Genomic DNA, 16,669 nt, shown 5'->3' with positions numbered 1-16,669 from the left:
GGCCACTTCTTGGCCTACTGGCGCCACCACCTCGCCCAAGAACACCACCGTGTTCACCACACGCGCCGCCAGGATGAGTACGACCTCACCGCGTGATCAGGCTTCTCCTTCAAAACGAACCACACCCTAAGCCTTTTTCTGGACAGGCGAGAGAGACCCGACCTCGGGTGAGGTGGCGCCGGCGTGAGGGGCCGGGTTGGGGTTGCCGGGAGTGATGACCGCTGGGGCACTTGAGACCCCGCCGTCGGCCGCGCCCTTGCCATCAGAGCCGCAGGCCGCCAGACCGAGCGTGAGCGTCAGCAGCGACGCCGCCGTCATGACGCGACGGCGCCGTCGAGCAATCGGTGTCGGCATTGCAATCGCCTCCCCTGATCGATGTCGACACGCGCAGCGGTCGTCGACACATCCACAACCTGCGCATGTTCGGAACGAGGCAACGCTAGGAACGATGTGTCACTGGCCGTGTCACCGAACATCGCCCTAGGCGATCGCACGTCAAGGATCGCCCTTGAAGCTCGTCATGTCGTGATGCGGGGCGGCGGGCCGCTGACCAGACCGCCGGGTCTCCGTCGAAGCGCGTGCAGCACCGTCCATATGCCGCGGCAAGAGACTCGGAACTCGCCAGAGTTCCTGACGCCCGCAGGCGTGGTGACACGCCTGGTGACACGCGGACTTTACAGTCAGCCGAACTGAGCCGAACTGTTCCCCACCTCAGGAGTTGACCCCTGACCACGCAACCGGTCACCTCACGACCTGGCCCCCGGACGCAATTCCCCTGCGCGGCCCATGCACAGCGGGCGATATCTCACCGCATCGCCAGCCGACGACCACGCAGGCAGCACACGGCAGCCTGCTGGTTCGTCGTATCGGCGCGATATTGCACCGCGGCAGGACAGGCCGGCTATTGGTGGGAGCGTTACGGCGGCGCAGGCTGCACGACATTGACCAGCGCGGTCCCCGATGGGCTAGACGCTTGTCGGTGCCCGACGCCCCCACGATCGCCAACGTCGTCCTGGTGACCCGCTCGCGTGTAGACCTGGCTAACCATCAGCTAGCCACACCAAGACTCCCGGCAGGCCGGACCGGGAACCCTCCCCGCGGCGCCGCCCACAGCGGCGCCGCGGGGACCGTGGCCGCAGTTCCTCCTGGCCGATGACCGCTGCCACTACTCAACGGCGTCGCCGTTGCCCTCATCTCCCCACAGTCGGCCGTGTCGAGGGCCGGCCGCATCACCGGCTTCGCCGCAGGGTGCGACCCGATCAACGCCCTGGCGCCAGTCCCTGGCCGAGGCGATCAGTGCCACAAACCCTTCAGGCGGACTGTCACACTCACGTGTAGTTGTCGTCGGTGACTGCGGCAACGCTGCGCTGGTGACAGCAGCGTATGGACTCGAGAGGGCGGCTAGTGCAGGTCCGATCGGCGGAAACATAGGGAGCTCAGCAGTCGAGCGGTAGTCGATCCACTCGATGTATCCGACTTCGTGACCGCCGGGAACTTCGTCGTACTCGCGTGCAGCCGTCGCGAGGGCTCGTGCCGGGGCGATGTCGCCCGCCTGATCGGCCAGGCGCAGGCCCTCGCGGGCGAAGCCGGCGGCGCTGCCCGCTTGGGTGGCAAGGCTCGCCAGATGATTCGATTGCATGGCCATGTTGACCAGGACGTGCACCTGCAGTTCAGCGTCGCCGCTGCTGCCGGCCAGCAGCTGCGCCTCGCTGTAGAGGCGGCGGGTCAGCGCCTGGTCGCCGTGGTCGTAAGCGACCCACCCGCAGATGATCCCCAGGTCCGCGGTCGCGAGAGCCGCGTCCGCGCCGATGTCGAGCGCTCCCAAGCTTTGGAGAGACTGGCCGAACAGGAAGAAGCGGTGGTGTCCGGCGGCGTGCGCCTCCGCCGGCCGCTGGGCCTGCCCGGCCTGGCTCTCGCCGGGGAGCTCGGCACCCTTGAAGAAGCTCTGCACGCCTACGACGAGGCGCAGGACGGCGACGTCCGCGTCCGCATCACCGCGCTCCGCACCCTCGCCGACGACATCGGCGAACGGCTCGGCTCTCCTTCGGCCGATGTCAGCGACACGCTCATCCTGCGTCGCGGTGAGGAACTGCGCGACGGCCTGGCGGGCGGCTACGACTCCGAGATCGACGAGATCGACGGAGTCAAACGCTTCACACTCCACGACGACACCGGCGCGCATGATGTCGCCGTGGTCGGGGCGCGCCTCCGGGCGGCCGCCGCCGAGGCACGGCTTCACCTGTCGAACCGTGAACAGGAGGTCTTCGAGCGTTACCTGCTGGGCGAACTCGGCGATCATCTGTCCCGCCAGGTCTTGGCCGCCCACACGCTCATCGAGAGGATGAACGCCACGCTCGACCAGGTTCGGTCGTCACACGGCATCGGGGCGCGGCTGGTCTGGGAGCTGGCCACCGGAAGCGACGCGGATATCAGAGCGGCCGTGGCACTGCTCCGTCATCCCTCGGCACTGCGCACACGAGACCAGTCCGCACAGTTGCGGGACGCGCTACGGCGGAGGATAGAAGAGGCTCGGCTCACCGACCCCTCCGCCGGATACGCGTTGCATCTCAGGACGGCTCTGGACTACAGGACGTGGTTCGCGTTCAAGGTGAAGGTGACCGACAGCGCCCATCCCGAACGAGAGCGGGTGCTGAGCCACCGCACCGCCCTCAGCCAGGGCGAGCAGCGCGTGGTCTCGTATCTGGTGCTGTTCGCCACCGCGGCCGCACATTTCTCGTCCGTTGCCGAAGCGGCGCCGAACGCGCCGCGGCTGATTCTGCTGGACGACGCGTTCGCCAAGGTCGACGAGCCCACCCATGGACGGTTGCTGGGGCTGCTGGTCGACCTGGACCTCGATTTCATCATCACCAGTGAACGGCTGTGGGGCTGTTTTCCCACCGTGCCGAGCCTGCACATCTACGAATGCCTGCGAGATCCGCACGTCCGCGGCGTCGCGACCGTCCACTTCACATGGGACGGTCAGCGCAAGCATCTGGTGAGCGTGTGAGGGCGCAGACCCGCGCCTGGCTCGACCAGCCCGCACTCACCCGGCTCTGGGACCGTTTGCACGAACGGCTCGAACGCAACGGCCTTGAGGCTCGCGGAAGGATTCGGCTGACCGGGGTGGATGCCGAAGAGCGTGAGGCGCTCAGCCTCCTGCTGGGTCGCCCCCTCGCCGGCAGCTCGATCTCCATCTCGCTGGAGGATCTGGAGGAGCGGCTTGTCTCGGGGGCAGCCGAACAAGGTCTCGTCGACGTGGTCGCCGAGCTACGCGGGCCGCCGGCGAACCGTCCCGCCCTGCGGAACGCACGCCGCGAAGCCGCTCAGGCGATCTGGAGCGCGGCAGAACAGGCCCTGACGCGTCATGGGCTGGATCTGACCGACTGGGCGAACCCATGGCTGACGGAGACACGTCGCAGCGGAGCCCTGACCCGGCTGGCGCCGGACCGTGCGGCGCGACTCATCGTGCAGGCGGTCGAGGTCGTTGCCGCACTGACCGCGCGGAACGCCGGGCCCGCGCGTCGAGGACGCGGCGAGCTCGCCGAGCAGATCACCGGCACCGCTCACGGACTCGACGATGACACTCTGCTCTCGCGCATCGTCCTGCGAGCCCTGGCCCGGCTCCATGAGGTCGAGCCTCCCCAGGACGCGTGGACGCGGCGTGCACTGTGGGAGACGGCGGGCATCGCCACCGACCGTGTGTCGAGCACCGTCCTGACGTTCGGGCTGCGTCCGGTCGGTGGCACCTGGCAGGAACGCGGCTTGCGCGAACGCAGCGAGGCGGGAGCGGAAACACATCTCACCCTTCGCGATCTGCACCGCATGACGTGGCGGCTGCCTCCGGATATCGAGGTCCACGTCTGCGAAAATCCCCGGATCGTGGAGGCGGCCGCGGACACGGGATGCTCCATGCCCATCGTGTGCGCTTCAGGCAGCCCGACCACCACGGTGCTGACCTTGCTTGACGCGCTGTCCGGCGCCGGGGCCCGCTTCGCTTATCGCGGTGACTTCGACTGGCCGGGCGTCGCCATGGCGAACCGGATGATCGCTCGCTACGACGCGCGTCCGTGGCGTATGGGCGCCGCGGACTACGAGGACCATGTCGCCTCCGCGCGCGACCGGGGTACTCCATTGCAGGCGCTTGCGGGCAGCGCAGTGGAGGCGAGCTGGGATCCCGAGCTCGCCGCCGCGATGAGGGCACTGAATGTCGCTGTCCAGGAGGAGTCAGCGCTGGAGCTTCTCTTGGCCGACCTTCAGTGAGCGGCGGTTACTTGGTTTGGGGGCAGGTGCCGGTGAAGCGGTGGGATCTCGCGGTGGGGCCCGAGAAGAAGTCGCTGATGACTTTGAGGCCGGTGAACTCGCGTTCGTCGGGGCGGTTGATGACGGACTGGCGGAAGGCTGAGGTGTTGGCGTCGCCGGAGAAGTTTCCGGCGGCGCTCGGGAGCATGCCCTCGTAGTCGACCACGGTCGTCTGCTTGAGGGCTTCCAGGAGGCCTTCGCGGGTCAGGGCCTTGTTGGCGGCGGCCTTTTCGAGGACGGTCTTGAGGGGGTAGGACGTGACCCAGCCCGAGGTGTAGTTGTCGTTGGGGTCGACCGAGCCCAGGGCGGCGCGCATGGCGGTGTGGCCCGGGGAGTCGGTGGCGAAGGGCTTCCAGGGGGCGGTCTGGAGGTAGCGCGACTTGAGGGCCCGGGTGGCGGCGTTCTTGAGCAGGGACTTGTCCCAGGTGGGGTTGGAGCCGAAGAAGCGGCCCGTGTAGCCGCGGGAGGTCGATTCGCCCACGATGGCCGCGGCGTCGGCGGGGCCGGTGGTGACGATGACCAGGTCCGGCTTCTGCGCGACGATCGCCTCGACGGCGTCGCGCGGGTCGTTCTGGGGGGTCTCCAGGGCGGTGAAGGAGAGGTTGTGGGCGCGGGCGCCGATCTCGGCGCCGGCGGCGGCGTCGGCGCCGTAGTCGCCCGGGTAGTGGACGGCCATGACCTTCTTGAGCGTGGTGCGCTGGGCGACGTAGTCGATGGCGTTCATCGACTCGAAGCAGTAGCTGGCGCCCGATTCGAGGATGACGTCCTCGGCCTCCCACTTGGAGCTCCACGACGCGGGGACCGCGATCATCTTGTTCGAGCGGAGGTCGGGCAGGATCGCGTCGGTCATCGGGGAGCCGAGGGTCTGGGCCATGGCGAGGACCTTGCCCTTGATCTCGTTGAAGGCGCGGCGGTGCACCTCGATGTCGTAGCGGTTGTCGCGGACGTAGGTGACGACGTCGATGTCGTAGCCCTTGATGCCGCCCTGCTGGTTCACGCGCTGCCAGAACTTCTGCTCGGCGGTGGTCATGGGCGCGCCGAGGGCCTTGAACGGGCCGCTGGTGAGGTCGGAGACGATGCCGAGGTAGATGCAGCCGTTGTCCTTGTTGACCGCGTTCGGGCAGGGCTCCTCGGTCACTCCCGGGCCGACGTGCGCGTCCGACGACCCGGCGCAGCCGGTGAGCGCCGCCGTGAGGAGCGCGGCGCCGGCCAGGGCCTTGATCCTAGAGCGCACGGAGTCCATCGATCACTTCCTTGAGTAGACGTTGGTCGGGAAGGCCGGCCGTGGCGGGGCGGCGGATTCCGATCAGGCCGCGGTCGGAGAGGTCGCTCAGCAGCACGCGCACGAGCCCTAGCGGCAGCGTGAGAGCGGCGGCGACGTCCGCGACGGATTGGGGGACGACGCAAAGCTCCAGGATCGCCTCGTCCTCGGGGGCGAGGGTGCGGGGGTCGGGCATGGGGACCTCGGCGGTCACCACCACCGCGATGAGGTCGAGCCCCTTGTGCGCGTGCCGCGTCCGTCCCCGGGCCACGGCGAACGGGCGGACGACCGGTCCCGCCTCGTCATCGACCCACAGTTCGTCTTCCGGGCCGGCCATGTGTCACCTCACCGCTCGGCCGTCGCGCCGTTCACTCATCGTTCTCCGCCCCGCCGGTCTCCCCCTCGGCCCGGCCGCGCTGCCAGCCCCGCTGCATGGCCGTCATGAGCGACCGGGATCGTTCGGGAGACGGCGGCTCGGCGTCGCTGGGCGGAGGCTCCGGGTCCCGGCGAAGCTGCGGGGCCAGGTTCGCCTGCCGCCGGCGGCTCGGGAGCGGGGCCGCGGACTTCTCCCTGGTCGCCGGATGGGCCACGACCGTGGCGCCCGGCGGGGTGTCGGCCGCCGGTTCCGGCCCGCCGGGCAGGGCGCCGACGGTGGCCTCGGCGATGAGGTTGCCGGGGATCAGGACGATGGCGAGCACGCCGCCGTACGGGGAGCCGCGCAGCGTGACCTTGATGCCGTGCCGTTCGGCGAGCCGGGTCACCACGGAGAAGCCGAGGCGGGCGCTGTCGTGGAAGTCGAGGGCCGAGGGCTTGCGGAGCCGTTCGTTGATCTCGGCCAGGGTCTCGGGCGCGATGCCGAGGCCGCGGTCCTCGATCTCGAAGACGAAGCCGTGGGCGGCGTCCTGGCCGGTCACCCGCACCTTCGTCTCCGACGGGGAGAACGCGAGCGCGTTCTCGATCAGTTCGGCCAGCAGGTGGATGACGTCGGCGACGGCCCGGCCGTGGATGGCGACCCGGGGCATCGAGACCACCTCGACGCGCGTGTAGTCCTCGACCTCGGCGGTCGCGGCGCGGGCCACGTCGATGAGGCGGACCGGACGCCGCCAGGTCCGCCCGGCGGGCCGGCCGGACAGGATGACCAGGCCCTCGGCGTGACGGCGCATGCGGGTCGCGATGTGGTCGAGCTCGTACAGCCGTTCCAGCTGGTCGGGATCCTCGACGTGCCGCTGCATGGTCTCCAGCATGCGCAGCAGCCGCTGCAGCAGCGCCTGGTTACGGCGCGCAAGGTTGATGAGGATCTCGCCGAGCCGCTGGTGTGCCATCGCCTCGCTGGCGCCCGCGCGCACGACCGCGCGGCGGGCCTCGGTGAACGCGCTGTCGATCTGGTTGATCTCGCTGATCGTGAAGTCGGCGGCGGGCGCGTCGTCGGTGACCTCCTGGCCGGTGCGCGCGAGCTCGCTGATGCGCGGGAGCCGTTCGCTGGTGAACGCGTGCATCGCGGCGGCGACGCTGCGGCTCTCCCGGATCAGCCGGCGGCCGACGCGGAACGCGACGGCGAGCGAGATGGCGACCGCGATCAGTCCCAGGCCGCCCGCCAGCGCCAGCCGGACGAGCACGCCGGTCGCCTGGTCCTTGGCCTCCTGGGTGTTGCGGGCGCGCAGGTCGGAGGTGAGACCGGCCAGCTGCGCGCTGACCGACTCGGTGGCCGTACGCCACGCGCCGACGTCCACCGGCGGGCGTTTGCCGGTGCGTCCCTGTTCCATCATGCGGTCTTCGAGCTGGCGGAAGCGCGCGTGCTCCTTGCCGGTGACGATCTGCCGGTAGCGCACCTGGGCCTGCGCGGGCAGCGACCGCGCGGCCTCCTCGAACAGGAAACGGTGCGCGCCGACCGTCCGCATGAACTGCAGGTACTCGATTTCGGTCAGCTTGCCCGCGGCGAGCGCCCCGGTCACCAGCGCGTCCTCGCGGGCGAGGTTCTCGCGGGCACGGTCCAGGGCGACGAGCACCCGGGCGTCCCGGACGAGGTCGCGATCGTCCGGATACACCTCGTCGAAGATCACCGCGGCCTGGTCGATCAGCTCGTTGAACCGTTCGAACGCCAGCGGCCGGTCGATGTCCTCCCGGTCGACCGACCCCCGCAGGCCGTCGAGCCGTTCGAGCAGCCGCACGACCGTGCCCATCTGCCGCCAGGCGGCGCCCGTGATGGCGCCGCGGACGTCCCCGTCGCTCGCGGACGCGCGGAAGACCACGGAGACGCGGTTGGTCTTGGCGCGCTGCGCGTCCAGCCCGGCCCGGCCGATCGTGGCGTCGTCGCCGAGATGCGCCACCGACATCCGCCGCTCGTCCTGCAGGGCCGCGATCAGGTCGGTCGTGGGCACGACCACCTTGCTGTCGAACGTCTCGGCCCGGACCAGCCGGAGGCTGTCGCGCAGCGTGACCGTCGCGGCGTACGCCCAGAGCACCACCAACGCCGTGACCGGCGCGATCAGCAGAATGATGATCTTTGTTTGGATCGAATGCGCTCGTGTGGTCATCCGGCCCTCGTGTCCCCGGCGAAGATCATGGAAGCCGATGTGAACGGTATGACATGGGTCACATCAGACCCGGCAGATTACTCCTCGCTTTTGCGACATGAAGGGAAAATCGTGGTGGGGCGGGCGATTGTTACGTCCCCGACACCATGATTCGGTGCTTGACACCTGGTCACGGGCCTCTTTGCGAGGCGTGGACCATTCGCCTCGGGTGGACCCGGCTCGGAGAGTGGGCCATCCGAAACGACCAGCCCATAACCCATGTATATGAGATTCGATATTGATCGGGAAGCCATATCAATATTGGACATCAAGCCGGAGTCTCTGGTCTGCTCTCCCCAACGAAGATCAAGACGAGGGGGCAACATGCGGCACACCCGTTCCCGGCGGCTCCGGGTCAGGGCGGGGATCTCCGTGATGGTGATCTCGACGATGTTCACCGGCGTCGCCTGCAGCTCACAGGGCACCACCGCCACGCGCAGCGCGGGCAGCAACACCCGGCCCAGCACGCAGGTCGATGTCGGCCAGGAACTGCGCAAGCTCGAAACGTCCTACAAGGGACGCCTCGGCGCGTTCGCGATCGACACCGGCACCGGGAAGGCCGTCTCCTACCGGCCGAACGAGCGCTTCGCCAGCGACTCGACCTTCAAGGCTCCCCTGTGCGGCGCGGTCCTCCACAAGGCGCGCACGTCCGACCCTGCTCTCCTGCGAAAGAACCTGCGCTGGACCAAGGACGATCTGGTGGCCAACTCACCGATCACCAGCAACGAGAGGAGCCTGGCGGGCGGCCTGACGGTGTGGCAGCTGTGCCAGGCCACCATCACCACCAGCGACAACACGGCCGCCAACCTCCTGCTCAAGCAGATCGGCGGCCCCGCCGGAGTGACGCGCTTCTACCGTTCCCTGGGCGACCGGTTCGGGCGGGTCGACCGCTTCGAGCCCGAGCACAGCTACTGGAAGGTGGGCGACGTCCAGGGCACCGTCACGCCAGCGTCCATGGCGGGCACCCTCCAGAAGCTCACCCTGGGCTCCGCCCTGGTCCCGCAGGACCGGCAGCAGCTGCTCACCTGGATGCGCGGCAACTACACCGGCAACATGCACATCCGCGCCGGGCTCCCCGACACCTGGACCGTCGGCGACAAGACGGGCCACGGCTTCTACTACGGAACGGGCGGGGACATCGCGGTCGTCCACCCCCCGTCCGGCGCCCCGCTGATCATCGCGATCTACAGCCACCGCCACGCCGAGAACGGCAAGTCAGACCCCAAGATCTTCGGCAAGGTGACCAAGGTCCTGCTACGCGGCCTGGGCAGAATGTCCTGACCGACCGGGCACCGCAGGCACAACCGCCTGCGGTGCCCGGCCGCATCCCGACTCGTCGCCAGACTGCCCACCGCCCGCTCACGCCAACCGAAGGCCCGACCCGACGCCTTCGTGACGGATACGCGTTCGCGCCTGCCCCAATTACTGCACTGGCCGTCGTTAGCAACACCCTTATGGTCCGTCATCCCGTCCGCATTGACCGCCCGTAGGCTGGCCCGGTGACGAGCATCGATGACCTCGCCGACCGCCTCCGAATGTTCGCGGCGGAACGCGACTGGGAGCAGTTTCACACCCCGAAGAACCTCGCGATGGCCCTGGCCGGAGAAACAGGCGAGCTCCTGGCCGAGCTGCAATGGCTCACCCCAGAAGAATCGTGGAACGTCATGGACGACCCCAAAGCCGGTCCCCGCGTTCAAGGCGAGCTGGCCGACGTCTTCCTCTACCTGATCCGCCTAGCCGACCTCCTGGACGTCGACCTCGTGGAGTCTGCGGCCGCCAAGCTGGCAGAGAACGCCCAACGCTACGACGCCGACGCCTACCGAGGCTCAGCCCGCAAAGCCCCACCCCTCTGAGCCGCCAAGACACCCAATCCCCGACATACCCGACGAAGACCGGCATGCGATGCGCGCCGAGCCTCTCCGGCCATCACATCCGTCAAGGTACGGCTGGCGCGAACGGCACCCGAAATGTCATTGATCGCCGATAGTCTTCGGCCGTAACAGAGATGCGGACCGCCGGGCTTCCACCGATCGCTTGATCGCGGATATGCCCCCAATACCGCACGAGATCTTCGTGCTGCCTGGGGGTAGGTCCCGTGACGGTCTTCCGTCGCACCGCGCAAGCCCTGCTGTCGCCTCTCGAACAGCGGCTCAGCGCCGTTCTGGCCGAACACCTGATGATGGCCGCGAACCTCAACGTGTCGGACTCGGAGCAGCGGGCCTGGGACCACAGCGTCCCCATCCTGGCGCACGACCTCATGGAGGCCGGGCTCGGCCAGGTCGAGATGCTCATCGAATACCAGCTGCCCCTGACCAGCAAGCGCGCCGACGTGATCCTCGCGGGCGTCGACCGCCGCACGGGCGGCGACGCGTACGTCGTGGTCGAGCTCAAACAATGGAGCCACGCCGAGGTCTGGGAGGACGACCAACGCCGCGTCCTCGTTCAGAACATGACGGGCAAGCCCAAGTTGCACCCGTCCCTCCAGGCCCAGGGTTACAGCGACTACATCCTGGATTTCCTCACGGTGCTGGCCGACCACCCGGACGCGCTCCACGCCGTTGCCTATCTGCACAACGCGGCCCGCAACGACGTAGCCGACCTTTACGACACGGTGCAGGACGACCGCACCCGCCTCTTCACCCAGACCACCCGCGGCGCGTTCGTCGAGTACCTCCGTGACCGCTTCGCCCCGGAGCCCGGCGCGCCGGCCGCGGACCGCCTCCTCGCCAGCGAGGTCAGGCCGTCCAAACAACTCCTCAAGCTCGCCGCCGAAGAGATCAAGAACCGTGAGCAGTTCACGCTTCTCGCCGAGCAGCGCCTCGCGTACGAAATGGTGTGGCACGCCGTAGACAAGGCGCACCGCGAAGACATCAAAACAGTGGTGGTCATCACGGGCGGCCCCGGCAGCGGCAAGAGCGTCATCGCGCTCTCCCTCCTGGGCGAGCTGTCCCGCCAGGGCTACTCGGTCCTCCACGCCACCGGCTCCAAGTCGTTCACCCAGACCATGCGCAAATACGTGGCCAAGGGCTCGTCCCAGACCAAGGCCATGTTCAAGTACTTCAACAACTTCATGGAGGCCAAGAAGAACGGCTTGGACGTCCTTATCTGCGACGAGGCGCACCGCATCCGTGAGGTCTCGGCCAACCGCTACACCACCGCCCGCCTGCGCACCGGCCGTCCCCAAGTCGACGAGCTCATCGACGCCGCCCGCGTTCCCGTCTTCCTCCTCGACGAACACCAGGTCGTACGCCCCGGCGAGATGGGCACTGTCGACCAGATCCGAAACCAGGCCGAAGCCAAAGGCCTCACCGTCCACCACGTCTCCCTGGACGAACAGTTCCGCTGCGGCGGCAGCCGCAAGTACGAGGAGTGGGTCCTCAGCCTCCTCGGCCTGGACGGCGACGCCCCCTCACCCTGGACGGGCGACGACAATTTCGAAGTGGCCCTCGCCGACTCCCCGTACGACCTCGAAGCCGTACTCAAGAGCCACCAGGCCGGGGGCTACACCGTCCGTATGACAGCCGGCTTCTGCTGGCCTTGGAGCGACCCACAGAAAAACCACCTGGGCCAAGCCATCACTCTGGTGTCGGACGTGGTGGTCGGCGACTGGGCGCGGCCCTGGAACGTCAAGGGCGATCGCTCGATCGGCGACGCCCCGCCCAGTGACCTCTGGGCGACCCACGAAGGCGGCTTCGGACAGGTCGGCTGCGTCTACACCGCCCAGGGCTTCGAGTACGACTGGAACGGCGTCATCCTGGGCCCAGACCTCCTTTACCGCAACGGCCGCCTGATCACGGTCCGTGCGGCGAGCAAGGACCCCGCCCTCAAACCCAGAACGGTCACCGACGTTCAGGCCGACCGCCTGATCCGCAACACCTACAAGGTCCTCCTGACCCGAGGCATGATCGGCACGATCCTGTACTCCACCGACCCCGAAACCCAGCTCTTCCTTTCCACGCTGCTCGAACGCCATCGGTGAACAACCGACCCAGACCGGAGTCCGGCGAACAGCGTGCCGACACGGCCGCCTGTTCATCCGCGCGAAAACCTTTGTGACCGGTCGTGGTCAGATCTCGACGCGAAAAGCGTGCGTTCTCCTGAGACGGTCGTTTCCGTTAAGGGCTCCGTGTCATCGTGTGTGTTGTCGTCTTTGCGTGCGGGACAGTCGACGGAGCCTGGGAGAGCGCGTGTTCGACCCTGATCAGCTCACCGAATTGCGGCGGCGCATCCGGTCGCAGGCGGCGCTGGACCGGCGGCTCCTCGACGAACTGATCGCCGAGGTGCGGCCGATGGCGGGAGAGGTTCGCACCATCAAGCCCCGCGCCGCGGCGTCGGTCGCCCTGACCGCCTCGGACGGCGGCAACAACCAGGTGATCTTCAATCCCTTCTATCTCCAGGTCGTCCGGGTCGTGGACTCGCAGGGCAAGGAGCTTCTTCTCGACGTCGTGTCACCGACCGCGGACATCGACGCGCTCTCGGCCAAGCATTTCGGGCGTGAGGCCGCGCCGACCACGCCGCTCGGCCGCTTGATGGCCGACCTGGGGGTGCGGACGCTTTCCGAGCTCTCGCCGATGTTGTCGGCAAGGACACCGGGGTGGGTACAGGTCTACCGGGACCTCTGTGAGTGGGCGACCCTGTACGACTTGATCTGCTACCGCGACCACGTCAACGACACCCTCGTCGTACGCGATGGCCGATTGCGCACCCGGGTCTTCACCGGCGATCTCTTCGCCCGGATGTACGACCTGATGAGGCGGGCGATCGATCGCGTGGCGAGGCATGACCGTCGCAGGATCTGGCTGGTCGGCCTGGCGAAGAAGACCGAGGTGCTGGAGTATTACCGGCTCGCCATGTCCCTGGCCAGGATCTTCGGGCGCGGCTCCCCCTGCTTCGTACCGGTGCCGCACAATTTGCAGGAACGGGTCTACCGGGTGGAGCCCGACTACTACCAGAACGTGGGCGCCGGTGATTCCTCGCGACCGAACCCGAGAACCAATATCGGCGCGATGTACTTCGTTCGTTTCGGCCCTCATTCCGGCGACCCGGTGTGGACGGTCGATCTGCTCGCCTGTCAGACGGCAGAGGCACAGACCATTTTCGGCTACCTGCTCGCCGACGCCGTGGCGGGTTTTCCGATTCCCCTCTATCCGCACTGCCTCCAGCAGGCGGACGCGTTCTCCCGCGTGGCCGATCTCGACATGAGCATCGTGGAGGACAGCCTCGTGGACGCGGTGCGCGAGGAGGTCGGTCCGGAGCTCGCCCCCATCGTGGACGCCCTGCGGCTCGCCACGGACGTCGCGGCCCGCAGATACGAATGAGTCGCGGCCCGCAGAGACGAATGAGCGGAGCCGCGCCGTCGCCTGAACGCACGTCTCCCCCGACCGGACAGGAGCCCGCCACCCGATGACCCTGTTCGAACGCGACCACGTGGTCGGCACCTTCCGCGGCTTCTCCGACAGCGGGATGGAGTTCCACGCCGACCTGGTGCTGCCGTACAAGGACGAGTTCCAGTCCATCGCGATGCACGGGCAGTTCATCCTGGTGCAGCTGGAACACGAGGACGAGGCCGTCTTCGGGCGGATCACCAACATCTCCTCGCAGGGCCGGCTCGTCTCCCCGATCGGCGAGGACTACGCCAACCGAGCCGTCCGGGACCAGCGCCCGATCCCGGAGGAGCTGCGCGAGCAGTATCTGAAGTACAAGGTCGACATCCGCATTCTCGGGGTGCTCCGGCGGGAGGGCGACAAACTCCTCTTCGTCCCCAGCCATCGACGGCTGCCTCACGTGGGCGCCCAGGTGGCCTTCTTGAGCCCGGATCTGCTCCAGGAGGTCTCCAACGCCAATGACAACGCGGAGGACGCCGTCCCCATCGGGTTTCTGGCGTTCGGTGAATTCGTGTATTGCGGCGACGACGAACGAGCGCATCCCGAGCCCTGGATGGTCGTCAAATCCCCCGCGGTCATGCCGAAGTTCCAGATCAGCAAGCTCCTCGCCCGCCGGAGCTTCGTCTTCGCGCGGGCCGGCTTCGGCAAGTCCAACCTCGTCAAACTGCTTTTCTCCAGCCTCTACGCCGGTGATCCCGCCGTACCTCGCCGCGGTGGGACGAAGGCGCCCGTCGGCACGGTGATCTTCGATCCCGACGGGGAGTACTTCTGGCCGGACCACCAGGGCAGGCCGGGACTGTGCGACGTCGAGCACCTGGCGGACCGTCTCGTCGTCTTCACCGACCGCCACGCTCCGTCTCCGGCCTACCAGTCGTTCGTGGTGGACGGCGTGAAACTCGACATCCGGCAACTGCCCGCTGCGCGAGTGCTCGGCATCGCGCTCTCCCGCGAGAGGCAGGACCACCAGAACGTCGCCAAGCTCAAGGGCCTGTCCCCGGCGAAGTGGCGCGAACTCGTGGACGACATCGACCGGCATCGGATCAACGCCGATCCGGCCAAGGTCGGCCGGCTGCTCGGCCTTCCCGCCGATGACGTACAGGTCACCGCCGCGATAGCCAACATGACGCGGGTGGTGAGCGCGCTCCACGACAAATCCAGCCAGCTCCTCACCGCGCTCAAGAGGGCACTGAGCGAGGGCAAGCTCTGCATCGTCGACGTCTCCCGGATGCGCGGCCAGGAGGGGCTCCAGCTCGCCGGTGTGATCCTCGCCGACATCTTCGAGCACAACCAGAACGAGTTCACCGCCGCGAATCCGAAGACCATTCCGACGATCGCGGTGATCGAAGAGGCCCAGTCGATGCTCAGCGCCGCGCGCTCCTCCGATGAAGGCCCGTTCGTCGCCTGGGTCAAGGAAGGCCGCAAGTACGACCTCGGCGCGATGATGATCACGCAGCAGCCGGGCAGCATCCCGGACGAACTCCTCAGCCAGGGTGACAACTTCTTCGTGTTCCACCTGCTGTCGGCGGCGGACCTCATGGCGCTCAAGCGGGCGAACGCGCATTTCTCCGACGACCTTCTGTCCGCACTGCTCAACGAACCGCTCGTCGGCCATGGAATCTTCTGGTCGAGTGCTCCGGGAACCGACAGTCACGCCCGTCCGTATCCGCTGAGCGTCCGGGCGCTGAGCTTCAACGACAGCCACAAACCGCGCGAGCCGTCCTCGACCGCCGGACCGCTCGACATCTATGCCGCGCGGTTGCGTCGGCGCTTCCAGGACGCGGTGAACGCGGCGACACTGCGTGCGGACACCGCCTCCGGAACGCCCGTGCCCGTCAGTCCGGAGGAATCCGAGACGGTCCCGCCGGACGAGCCCGTCGACGTCGACACGAGCTACCGGGCCAACGCCATCAGCGCGCTGGGGCAGAGCCGCGAGTTCTGGGACAAGCTGAGCCGTCCTGAGGGAATCAAGTGGGGCCGGGTCCAGGGGCTGCTCGCCGCGCACGGCCCGGGAGAGGACATCGTCGGTAACCAGTTCGACTGGGCCTATCAGTCCGTCGTCCCCGCGCTCAATGACCTCGTCGGCGTACAGGACACGGCCTGGCGGACCGAACGGCGCCCGGACGAGAGGGGGCGGCCGACCACCTGGATCATCGCGACGCGTCCACCCGCCAGGCCGGCCAGCCAGCCGGGCGGCCAGCCGGACGAGGACGATTCAGGCGATATCCCTCCGCCTTTCTGAAGCGGTTTCTAGACTTTTGGGATGGGTCTGGTTTTGGTGGGGACGGCTTCTTGGACTGATCGGACGTTGCTGGAATCGGGGTGGTATCCCGCCTCGGCCACGACGGCTGAGGATCGGTTGCGGTTCTATGCGACGCAGTTTTCGCTGGTCGAGGTGGATTCGACGTACTACGCGCCTCCGGCGGAGCAGACCGCGCGGCTGTGGCGTGACCGTACGCCTGATGGGTTCACTTTCAATGTCAAGGCGTTCTCGTTGCTCACCCAGCATCCGACGCGGGTCGCCGCGCTCTACAAGGATTTGCGGGGGCTGGTGCCCGACAAGCAGTCGGTCTACCTCAAGGACGTGCCCGATCATGTGGCCGAGGAAGTGTGGGAACGGTTCCTGAGCGCGCTGTGGCCGTTGTACGAGGCGGGCAAGCTCGGGGCTGTGTTGTTTCAGTTTCCGCGGTGGTTTCCGTTCGGCGAACGGAATCGGGCCTACGTGCTGGAGGTGAAGGAGCGCTGCGCGCCGGTGCGTGTCTGCGTGGAGTTCCGGCACCACAGCTGGCTGAACGAGGACAACCGCGACGCGACGTTGGAGTTCTTGGCGCGGCATGACGTTCCGTACGTGTGCGTGGACATGCCGCAGGGGCATTCGTCGTCGGTGCCGCCGGTGCTGGCGGCGACGTCCGATCTGGCGGTCGTCCGCTTCCACGGGCACAGTCCCCGATGGGACAGCCGTAACGTCTACGACAAGTTCGCCTATCTGTACGGCGAGGAAGAGCTTCAGGCATGGGCACGCCGTCTGGAGGAGCTGGCAGGAGACGCGGCGATGACGCACGTGATCTTCAACAACTGCTGCGCCGACCATTCGCAGCGCAACGCGGCGCGGATGGCCGCGTTGCTGAACGGTGCCGGTCCGGCGGAGGCATGAC

General features: G+C 67.8%; 12 protein-coding genes. 8 read left to right on the top strand and 4 right to left on the bottom strand.

What is annotated here, in order from left to right; translation table 11 throughout:
• Nucleotides 1-1,165: 1,165 nt before the first annotated feature.
• Nucleotides 1,166-1,825 carry a hypothetical protein gene (locus tag ABD333_RS11950; protein ID WP_344540432.1) on the bottom strand — a complete coding sequence of 220 codons (660 nt, stop codon included), beginning with the start codon at nucleotides 1,823-1,825 and terminating at the stop codon, nucleotides 1,166-1,168.
• Nucleotides 1,826-1,861: 36 nt separating this feature from the next.
• Here ABD333_RS11950 and ABD333_RS11945 point away from each other — a divergent pair, with 36 nt between their 5' ends.
• Nucleotides 1,862-3,007: an SbcC/MukB-like Walker B domain-containing protein gene (locus tag ABD333_RS11945; RefSeq protein ID WP_344540430.1), complete on the top strand. Its 1,146-nt coding sequence runs from the start codon at nucleotides 1,862-1,864 to the stop codon at nucleotides 3,005-3,007.
• On the top strand, nucleotides 3,004-4,260 hold the full coding sequence (locus ABD333_RS11940) for a TIGR02679 family protein (RefSeq protein WP_344540428.1): 1,257 nt from the start codon (nucleotides 3,004-3,006) through the stop codon (nucleotides 4,258-4,260). Before ABD333_RS11945 ends, ABD333_RS11940 begins: the two co-directional genes overlap by 4 nt.
• Nucleotides 4,261-4,267: 7 nt before the next feature.
• On the opposite strand, the gene ABD333_RS11935 is transcribed toward ABD333_RS11940, so the two are convergent.
• Genes ABD333_RS11935 through ABD333_RS11925 form a run of 3 tightly spaced genes read right to left on the bottom strand, consistent with a single transcriptional unit; the run spans nucleotide 4,268 to nucleotide 8,094 of the window.
• Nucleotides 4,268-5,542: an ABC transporter substrate-binding protein gene (locus ABD333_RS11935; protein ID WP_344540426.1), complete on the bottom strand. Its 1,275-nt coding sequence runs from the start codon at nucleotides 5,540-5,542 to the stop codon at nucleotides 4,268-4,270.
• Nucleotides 5,523-5,897 (bottom strand): DUF742 domain-containing protein, encoded by a 375-nt coding sequence (locus ABD333_RS11930; RefSeq protein WP_344540424.1) that lies wholly within the window; start codon nucleotides 5,895-5,897, stop codon nucleotides 5,523-5,525. The genes ABD333_RS11935 and ABD333_RS11930 overlap by 20 nt, the downstream gene beginning before the upstream one ends.
• Before the next feature lie 31 nt (nucleotides 5,898-5,928).
• Nucleotides 5,929-8,094: a sensor histidine kinase gene (locus ABD333_RS11925; RefSeq protein WP_344540422.1), complete on the bottom strand. Its 2,166-nt coding sequence runs from the start codon at nucleotides 8,092-8,094 to the stop codon at nucleotides 5,929-5,931.
• A gap of 363 nt (nucleotides 8,095-8,457) precedes the next feature.
• Here ABD333_RS11925 and bla point away from each other — a divergent pair, with 363 nt between their 5' ends.
• The 6 genes from bla (at nucleotide 8,458) to ABD333_RS11895 (ending at nucleotide 16,668) form a co-directional block, all read left to right on the top strand.
• Nucleotides 8,458-9,414, top strand: a complete 957-nt coding sequence (gene bla / locus ABD333_RS11920) for a class A beta-lactamase (RefSeq protein WP_344540421.1) — start codon at nucleotides 8,458-8,460, stop codon at nucleotides 9,412-9,414.
• A gap of 218 nt (nucleotides 9,415-9,632) precedes the next feature.
• Nucleotides 9,633-9,986 carry a nucleotide pyrophosphohydrolase gene (locus tag ABD333_RS11915; protein WP_410557201.1) on the top strand — a complete coding sequence of 118 codons (354 nt, stop codon included), beginning with the start codon at nucleotides 9,633-9,635 and terminating at the stop codon, nucleotides 9,984-9,986.
• Nucleotides 9,987-10,228: 242 nt separating this feature from the next.
• On the top strand, nucleotides 10,229-12,112 hold the full coding sequence (locus ABD333_RS11910; protein WP_344540419.1) for a DNA/RNA helicase domain-containing protein: 1,884 nt from the start codon (nucleotides 10,229-10,231) through the stop codon (nucleotides 12,110-12,112).
• Between the two features lie 208 nt (nucleotides 12,113-12,320).
• Nucleotides 12,321-13,451, top strand: coding sequence for a hypothetical protein (locus ABD333_RS11905; protein WP_344540417.1), 1,131 nt, complete (start codon nucleotides 12,321-12,323; stop codon nucleotides 13,449-13,451).
• Between the two features lie 85 nt (nucleotides 13,452-13,536).
• Complete coding sequence (locus tag ABD333_RS11900) at nucleotides 13,537-15,756, top strand: ATP-binding protein (protein WP_344540415.1); 2,220 nt, start codon at nucleotides 13,537-13,539, stop codon at nucleotides 15,754-15,756.
• Between the two features lie 36 nt (nucleotides 15,757-15,792).
• Nucleotides 15,793-16,668 carry a DUF72 domain-containing protein gene (locus tag ABD333_RS11895; protein WP_344540475.1) on the top strand — a complete coding sequence of 292 codons (876 nt, stop codon included), beginning with the start codon at nucleotides 15,793-15,795 and terminating at the stop codon, nucleotides 16,666-16,668.
• Nucleotide 16,669: the final 1 nt, after the last annotated feature.

The organism is Actinomadura fulvescens, assembly GCF_039533225.1.
Classification (GTDB): Bacteria; Actinomycetota; Actinomycetes; order Streptosporangiales; family Streptosporangiaceae; genus Spirillospora; species Spirillospora fulvescens.
The sequence above is the reverse complement of the archived record's forward strand: the minus strand, read 5'-3'. Positions and strand labels throughout refer to the sequence as shown.

Coding starts and splice junctions, on each gene's coding strand:
- ABD333_RS11935 (WP_344540426.1), bottom strand. CDS start 5,542: ATGGACTCCGTGCGCTCTAGGATCAAGGCCCTGGCCGGCGCCGCGCTC.
- ABD333_RS11930 (WP_344540424.1), bottom strand. CDS start 5,897: ATGGCCGGCCCGGAAGACGAACTGTGGGTCGATGACGAGGCGGGACCG.
- ABD333_RS11925 (WP_344540422.1), bottom strand. CDS start 8,094: ATGACCACACGAGCGCATTCGATCCAAACAAAGATCATCATTCTGCTG.
- bla (WP_344540421.1), top strand. CDS start 8,458: ATGCGGCACACCCGTTCCCGGCGGCTCCGGGTCAGGGCGGGGATCTCC.
- ABD333_RS11900 (WP_344540415.1), top strand. CDS start 13,537: ATGACCCTGTTCGAACGCGACCACGTGGTCGGCACCTTCCGCGGCTTC.